Source organism: Leptolyngbya sp. FACHB-36 (assembly GCF_014695955.1).
Lineage (GTDB): Bacteria > Cyanobacteriota > Cyanobacteriia > Leptolyngbyales > Leptolyngbyaceae > FACHB-36.
Window position 1 is genome coordinate 1 of the sequence record NZ_JACJPG010000480.1, and the last position, 5685, is coordinate 5685.

At 53.8% G+C, this 5685-nt stretch carries 8 protein-coding genes; 4 read left to right on the forward strand and 4 right to left on the reverse strand.

Annotation, left to right across the window (positions count from 1 at the left end):
• Positions 1-749: ATP-binding cassette domain-containing protein (locus H6F43_RS23170; RefSeq protein WP_190343295.1), on the forward strand; the 749-nt coding region annotated here is incomplete at its 5' end.
• On the opposite strand, the gene H6F43_RS22315 is transcribed toward H6F43_RS23170, so the two are convergent.
• The 3 genes from H6F43_RS22315 to H6F43_RS13705 all read right to left on the reverse strand — a co-directional run bounded on the left by H6F43_RS22315 (position 746) and on the right by H6F43_RS13705 (position 3716).
• Positions 746-1183: a molybdopterin-binding protein gene (locus tag H6F43_RS22315; protein WP_190343296.1), complete on the reverse strand. Its 438-nt coding sequence runs from the start codon at positions 1181-1183 to the stop codon at positions 746-748. The two genes, H6F43_RS23170 and H6F43_RS22315, sit on opposite strands and share 4 nt — an antisense overlap.
• An 83-nt stretch (positions 1184-1266) precedes the next feature.
• Positions 1267-2061 (reverse strand): biotin--[acetyl-CoA-carboxylase] ligase, encoded by a 795-nt coding sequence (locus tag H6F43_RS13700; RefSeq protein ID WP_190343297.1) that lies wholly within the window; start codon positions 2059-2061, stop codon positions 1267-1269.
• A gap of 8 nt (positions 2062-2069) precedes the next feature.
• Positions 2070-3716, reverse strand: coding sequence for a metallophosphoesterase (locus H6F43_RS13705; protein WP_199290344.1), 1647 nt, complete (start codon positions 3714-3716; stop codon positions 2070-2072).
• Positions 3717-3948: 232 nt separating this feature from the next.
• Here H6F43_RS13705 and H6F43_RS13710 point away from each other — a divergent pair, with 232 nt between their 5' ends.
• Together H6F43_RS13710 and H6F43_RS13715 are read left to right on the forward strand one after the other, a co-directional pair.
• Entirely contained in the window at positions 3949-4164 is a 216-nt protein-coding gene (locus H6F43_RS13710) for a type II toxin-antitoxin system RelE/ParE family toxin (RefSeq protein WP_199290341.1), read from the forward strand.
• A gap of 113 nt (positions 4165-4277) precedes the next feature.
• The gene (locus H6F43_RS13715) at positions 4278-4589 is read left to right on the forward strand and encodes a HigA family addiction module antitoxin (protein ID WP_190343299.1); all 312 of its coding nucleotides are present in this window, start codon (positions 4278-4280) and stop codon (positions 4587-4589) included.
• A gap of 53 nt (positions 4590-4642) precedes the next feature.
• On the opposite strand, the gene H6F43_RS23175 is transcribed toward H6F43_RS13715, so the two are convergent.
• Entirely contained in the window at positions 4643-4888 is a 246-nt protein-coding gene (locus tag H6F43_RS23175) for a helix-turn-helix transcriptional regulator (protein WP_190343300.1), read from the reverse strand.
• 252 nt (positions 4889-5140) lie between these two features.
• Between H6F43_RS23175 and H6F43_RS13725 the strand changes: the two genes are divergently transcribed.
• A partial coding sequence (locus H6F43_RS13725) for an ROK family protein (RefSeq protein ID WP_347272414.1) occupies positions 5141-5685 on the forward strand: 545 nt, incomplete at its 3' end.

Sequence of the window (5685 nt, forward strand, 5' to 3'; positions counted from 1 at the left end):
CGATCCGGCAGCAGGTGGCGGCACAGCTTGAGGCAGTACAGCTAGCAGAATTGGGCGATCGCTATCCCCATCAGCTATCGGGCGGGCAGCAACAGCGCGTTGCCTTGGCGCGGGCATTAGCTAGTGAGCCAGAGGTGCTGCTGCTGGATGAGCCATTTTCGGCGCTGGATACGCATCTCCGCAGCCAAATCGAGCAGCAAATGATTGCCCGACTTGAGACCTACCCGGGCGTGACACTGCTCGTAACCCACAATCTGGAGGAAGCGTATCGCCTGTGTCCCAATTTATTGGTAATCGACAGGGGACAGGCGATCGCGCACGGTTCTAAGCAAGCGATCTTCGAGTACCCCAAAACGTTCGCCATCGCCCAGCTGACGGGCTGTAAGAATTTCTCAGCTGCGATCGCCTCGGCGACTGATTGCCTCGACGCGATCGACTGGGGCATTTCGCTTCAGGTGGCAACTTCAATTCCCGATCGCATCGCCTACGTCGGCATCCGCGCCCATCAGATTAAATTTGTGGAATCACCGACTCAGTCTTCTAATACCTTTCCTTGCTGGCTCGTCAACACCAGCGAAACGCCGCATCGCATGACGGTGTTTCTCAAGTTCAGTGCGCCGCCGACTCATTCGCAGGACTACCATGTGCAAGCGGAAGTATTCAAGGAAACATGGCTGACGCTGAAGGACCGTCCCGCTCCCTGGGCTGTTTATCTAGATCCCTTGCGACTACTTCTACTGGAGGCTTAATCTTCAGCCAGCATGACGCTGCTCGATTTAATCACGGCGTACACTTGCTTACCCTCGGTTAGCTCCATTTGTTCGGCAGAGGTTCTGGTAATGATGGAAATCAGAGCCGCAGGGTCAATCTCTAAGGTGACTTCGGCATTGACCGATCCCCACACGACTCGCTTCACTCGTGCTGACAGAATGTTGCGAGCGCTGATTTTTAACGTTTTTGGAGCGTCCGGCTCACGCAGCGGTTCTGGAGTTAATTGCCGCTCGGACGATCGCGGCTGAGGTGAGGACGGCGGAACCTCTGCTGCCGTGCGGTCAAGATTTCGCACGAGTTCCCGCAAGATTTCAGTTTTGGTGCGCTGCGACTGCTGGCAATAATCTTCCAGAATTTTTCGTTCCTCCTCAGAGGATTGAAACGTAATCCAGCCTTGTTCCTTTCGGGGCATAGGGAACGCTCAACTTGGTTGGTAGCCAATTCTACCCTGATGCTACCAGTCGATCGGCAAAACGGCAGTGCTGCTGGAGCGAATTAGCAGTTCGCAGTCGGTGATTCCTGCTGGCGACTCCAGTTCACCACTCGTCCCGATGAAAAGGCGCGCACTTGACCATCCGATAGCCGCAGCCGCAAGCGACCGATCGCATCCACACCCAGTGCCTGACCAGAAACGTGCGTGCCCGCCAACTCCAGAGTCACCCAGCGATCGCGTAGAGCGTCCCGCTCATGCAACTCTGGCAGCAGATCGGCGAGTCCCGAGTGAGCAGATACCTCGATTGTCTGCATCAGATGGTGCCGCAGGTGCTGAAAGAGCACTCGTTCTTCTGGCACCGGAGCAACCTGATGCAAACTAATGGCGCGGCGGGCGATCGTGGCATCAAGTTCAGAGAAATCTGCACAGCGATTGAGTCCAACTCCTACGACAACGCGAGTATGGCTAGAGCGACTGCTCGACGCCGCTTCGCACAAAATTCCGGCTAGTTTTCGCTCCTCGATCAGCACATCGTTCGTCCATTTCAGACGCAGCGCTGCTTGTAAATCAGGCGCTAACGCTTCAACGGCGTGAATCACTGCTAGTCCCGCTGCAAGGCTAAGTCCGGGTAGCTGCGCCACAGACACGCGATCGAGCACGAAACTTGCCGTCAGCACTCCGGCAGGCGCGTACCAAACGCGCCCGTGCTGTCCCCGTCCTGCTGTTTGATGGCGAGTAAACACCACATCGCCGTGACCCAGTTCAGCCGCGTGGGCGATCGCCCACGTATTGGTGCTGGAACAGCTTGCCAATTCATGAAGCCACGGCAGATTGGGAGTTTCAAGCTGCTTATTCATCCTTGACCTCAACGCTTGAGCGTGAACTCATCGAACTTGACAACGGCAGATCGGGGCGATCGCGTATCGAACCGATAGCTGCTGATGGTTCCGGTTGCCGTGTCAAAGACGCTGAAGACGGTAATGTCATTGTTGGCAATGTAGGGCATTGGCTGATTGTTGGCGTCTCGGAGCGGAGCGATCGTGGGCATAACTGGCTCGGCGCCATGCGGATCGCCCGTTGCGGCGTAGGTTTCTTTGTAGTTCGTGGGAACGTTGCGCTGGGTATCTCTAACATACGCGCCGTAGGAGTTGCCAACGTTGGAGGTTTCCAGGAAGTGCATTCCGCTCGGGCTGACGAAGCGATTCCACAGATGCGAGTGTCCGTAGAACACAAGCTGCACGCCCGCCGATTCTAGCAGCGGCACCACATCCCGAATCAGCACGTCTGCCTGCCGAGGATACTCGTAGCGAATGGCGGTAATTTTGCCGGAGGGGTCGCGATCAATCACTTGCACTGGGTCGGCGTACGCTGGAACGCTATTCTCACCCAGCGAATGCGGCGGATGGTGCAACATCACGACTTTGTATCTTGCTCGCTTGAACTCTGGACTGTTGAGTTCCTGCTTTAGCCAAGCGTACTGAGCGCTGTGTCGATCGATCGCCTCAAAGATAAACTGCCCCCAGCCCCAGTTCTCCGGCTTGTTGAAGTCCTGCTCTCGTTCGCGATATTTGCCTCTGGAATCGGCGCCTAGGCTCGGCACGCGCCAGATGTTCGTCGCGTAAAGGACGACTAAACGCATGTCGCCAAAGGTCGTCGCGTAGTAGCGCTTTCCACCCTGCGGACTCTGGGGCAAGGAAAAGATTTCCTCGTAGGTGTCGGTGTTGAACGAGTTGTTTTTAATCCAGTCGATCGACTTGGCATCGCTGCTGCGACGGTGCTGCGCTGCCGCTGCGTGGCGGGGAAAGGCGTCGCTGAATTGCGCGTTCAGTCCAGTCTTACTAGAGAAGCGCCCCATGACTTCGTGATTGCCGATCGCCGTATACATCGGCGCGTGTTGCAGCACAGCACCACCTCGGTAGCGGGTTTTGACCCCGTTTTTCTCTAGCTCGTAGCTAGCGCGACCCTGCAACACCGGGAAAAACGCTCCACCGCTGCAACAGTCAAACCATTCGGAGGCACGATCGGGCACATTGACCAAATCCCCAGCAAACAGCACGGCATCGATGGGCGCGATCGTCTCCACCGCTTTCTGGATGTTTGCCGCAGCCAGTGGTTTTAGCTGATGGTCAGAGGTCAGCAGAATCTTCAGTGGCTTTCCGGGCGAGGGAGCCGCTGCCAGCGAAAACGTTGCGCTGCTGACTGAGGCACGGTCTTCTCGCACACTAGTGACGCGGTAGGGAAGCCGTCGATCGCGGGGCAGTCCTGTGACGTCTGCCTCGTGTCGCCAAATCGGGCGATCAATCAGTTTCGGAGCAGGCGTTGGCAGCTTCGAGTCTGCGTCTTCACGAGTGCGGCTAAGGCGCATTGTGGTGGCAACAGCGGTTTGCTTCAAGTCGGGACCGTAAGCAACGGTGTGGCGCACTCCGGCAAACTCGGTAAACCACACGACGCGAACTGAGGATTCGGTGGGCAGTTGCAGAAATGGATCAGTTAGCAGTTGGGGAGATGCCATCGTCGAGCTTGGTTGGGTCAGCGCAACGACGACTAGGGTAACTCCCAACAGGAGGGTGAGCCAAGTGCGGTTAGCTACACGCCAGAAGGCTTTATCATTAATTGACATTTGTAACCTACCAAGTTACAGTAATAAAGCAGTTTTGTAAGCTGCTCTATTACTTTTTTCATATTATTAAACTCATTTACGATGATGTACGGAGCAAATTTTATAAGAAATTTAAGACATGTTCATGATAGAGACGTTTAAGAACAAAGCACTAGAAAAGTTGTTGAAGAAAAATGTTTCAAGAGGAATTCCCAAAGAGTTTGAAAAGAAGATAAGAAGAAGGCTTGAAGCGATCGATTCAGCAGTGACGGTAAGCGACATACGATTACCAGGCTATGATTTACACGAACTAAAAGGCGATCGAAAAGGAATCTGGTCAATTAAAGTGTCAGGAAATTGACGTATTACATTTAGATTTGAAAACGGCAATGCATACGAAATAGACCTTGAAGATTATCACTGAAACTACAAATTCAGATTAGAAATTTCGCTTTAAGCGCAGCAGTCAAGTTTATGGAAGAGTTACAGAAACTTATCGATGGAAGGCAAGCCAGACCTGTACATCCTGGAGAAGCCCTTGAGGATGTACTTGAAGATATGGGTATGACTCAGACCAAGTTTGCAGAAGTACTTGGGGTATCTCGCCGCACGGTTAATGAGATTGTTCAAGGTCGCAGACCCGTAACTGTAGACATGGCAATTCGTATTGGGAAAGCGTTGGGAAATGGTCCTCAGCTCTGGCTCAATCTTCAGCAGAAAGTTGATATTTGGGACGCTATCCAGGCTCACGAGGAAGACTACAAGAAAATATCTAGAATTGCATAGCCGAATGTGTTACTGCTGCATTGATTCATCGCGGTTTCACATTGTGTCGATCGTCAATTGCTGGGCAAATCTTCCACTTCAATCCCGATTGCCCGACACAGATCTTTAAGGGAGACGTTCAAGGCTCTAGCTAAAATAACAGCTCGATCGAGTCTAGGCATGACTAAACCTCGCTCCCAATCCCAAACATTGCGATCGGATACACCAACCTGCCTGGGCAATTCTGGCAACGTGAGTCCAGCACGCTCCCTTAGCAATCTCAACCGGAATTTTTCACTGTTCTCAACCTGTTTGTTCATACGAGATTCAGTTCATGAACTTTGGAGATTAGAGGGAGATTAGAGATTGTCTACGAAGTGCCACACGATGAAAACGGCTGGACCCGCGAGTGGAGGTCGATCACCCTTGAGTTTAGCTCCGGTTTTGCTCACAGCGATCGCTAATTTAGTTTCTCTCATGGCTGAGGGAGATTGCTGTAGAATTTCAAGCGTTGAGTAAAGCAACTTCGATTGATACACAGCAAGAGCGCAGTTGAAAGCAGCAATTCACACGTGCTGGGCATTGATCTTGGCGGAACGGCAATAAAGCTAGGGCGGTTTCGGCACGACGGTGCGTGCGTGCAGTCGTTGAGCGTGCCGACGCCCCAGCCTGCTACCCCCGATGCCGTCCTTGAAGCCATGCTCCGCGCGATCGCTGACATAGACCCTAGCCAAGAGGCAGTCGCGATCGGAGTTGGCACCCCCGGTCCTGCTGACGCAACCGGGCGAATTGCCAGAGTTGCCATCAACCTTTCGGGGTGGCATGATGTCCCACTGGCAGACTGGCTAGAAGCCAAAACCGGACGCCCAACGACGATCGCCAACGACGCCAACTGCGCCGGACTTGGAGAGGCTTGGTTAGGAGCGGGCCGCTGGTTTCGCAACCTGATTTTGTTGACGTTGGGAACGGGTGTTGGTGGCGCCATTATTCTGGACGGCAAGCTGTTTGTTGGGCATCATGGCACCGCAGGCGAACTGGGACTGATCACGCTCAATCCCGACGGTCCGGAGTGCAACAGCGGCAATCGCGGCTCGTTGGAGCAGTACGCCTCGGTGCC

Coding starts and splice junctions, on each gene's coding strand:
- H6F43_RS13715 (WP_190343299.1), top strand. CDS start 4,278: ATGGAAGAGTTACAGAAACTTATCGATGGAAGGCAAGCCAGACCTGTA.
- H6F43_RS23175 (WP_190343300.1), bottom strand. CDS start 4,888: ATGAACAAACAGGTTGAGAACAGTGAAAAATTCCGGTTGAGATTGCTA.
- H6F43_RS13705 (WP_199290344.1), bottom strand. CDS start 3,716: ATGGCATCTCCCCAACTGCTAACTGATCCATTTCTGCAACTGCCCACC.
- H6F43_RS13700 (WP_190343297.1), bottom strand. CDS start 2,061: ATGAATAAGCAGCTTGAAACTCCCAATCTGCCGTGGCTTCATGAATTG.
- H6F43_RS22315 (WP_190343296.1), bottom strand. CDS start 1,183: ATGCCCCGAAAGGAACAAGGCTGGATTACGTTTCAATCCTCTGAGGAG.
- H6F43_RS13710 (WP_199290341.1), top strand. CDS start 3,949: ATGATAGAGACGTTTAAGAACAAAGCACTAGAAAAGTTGTTGAAGAAA.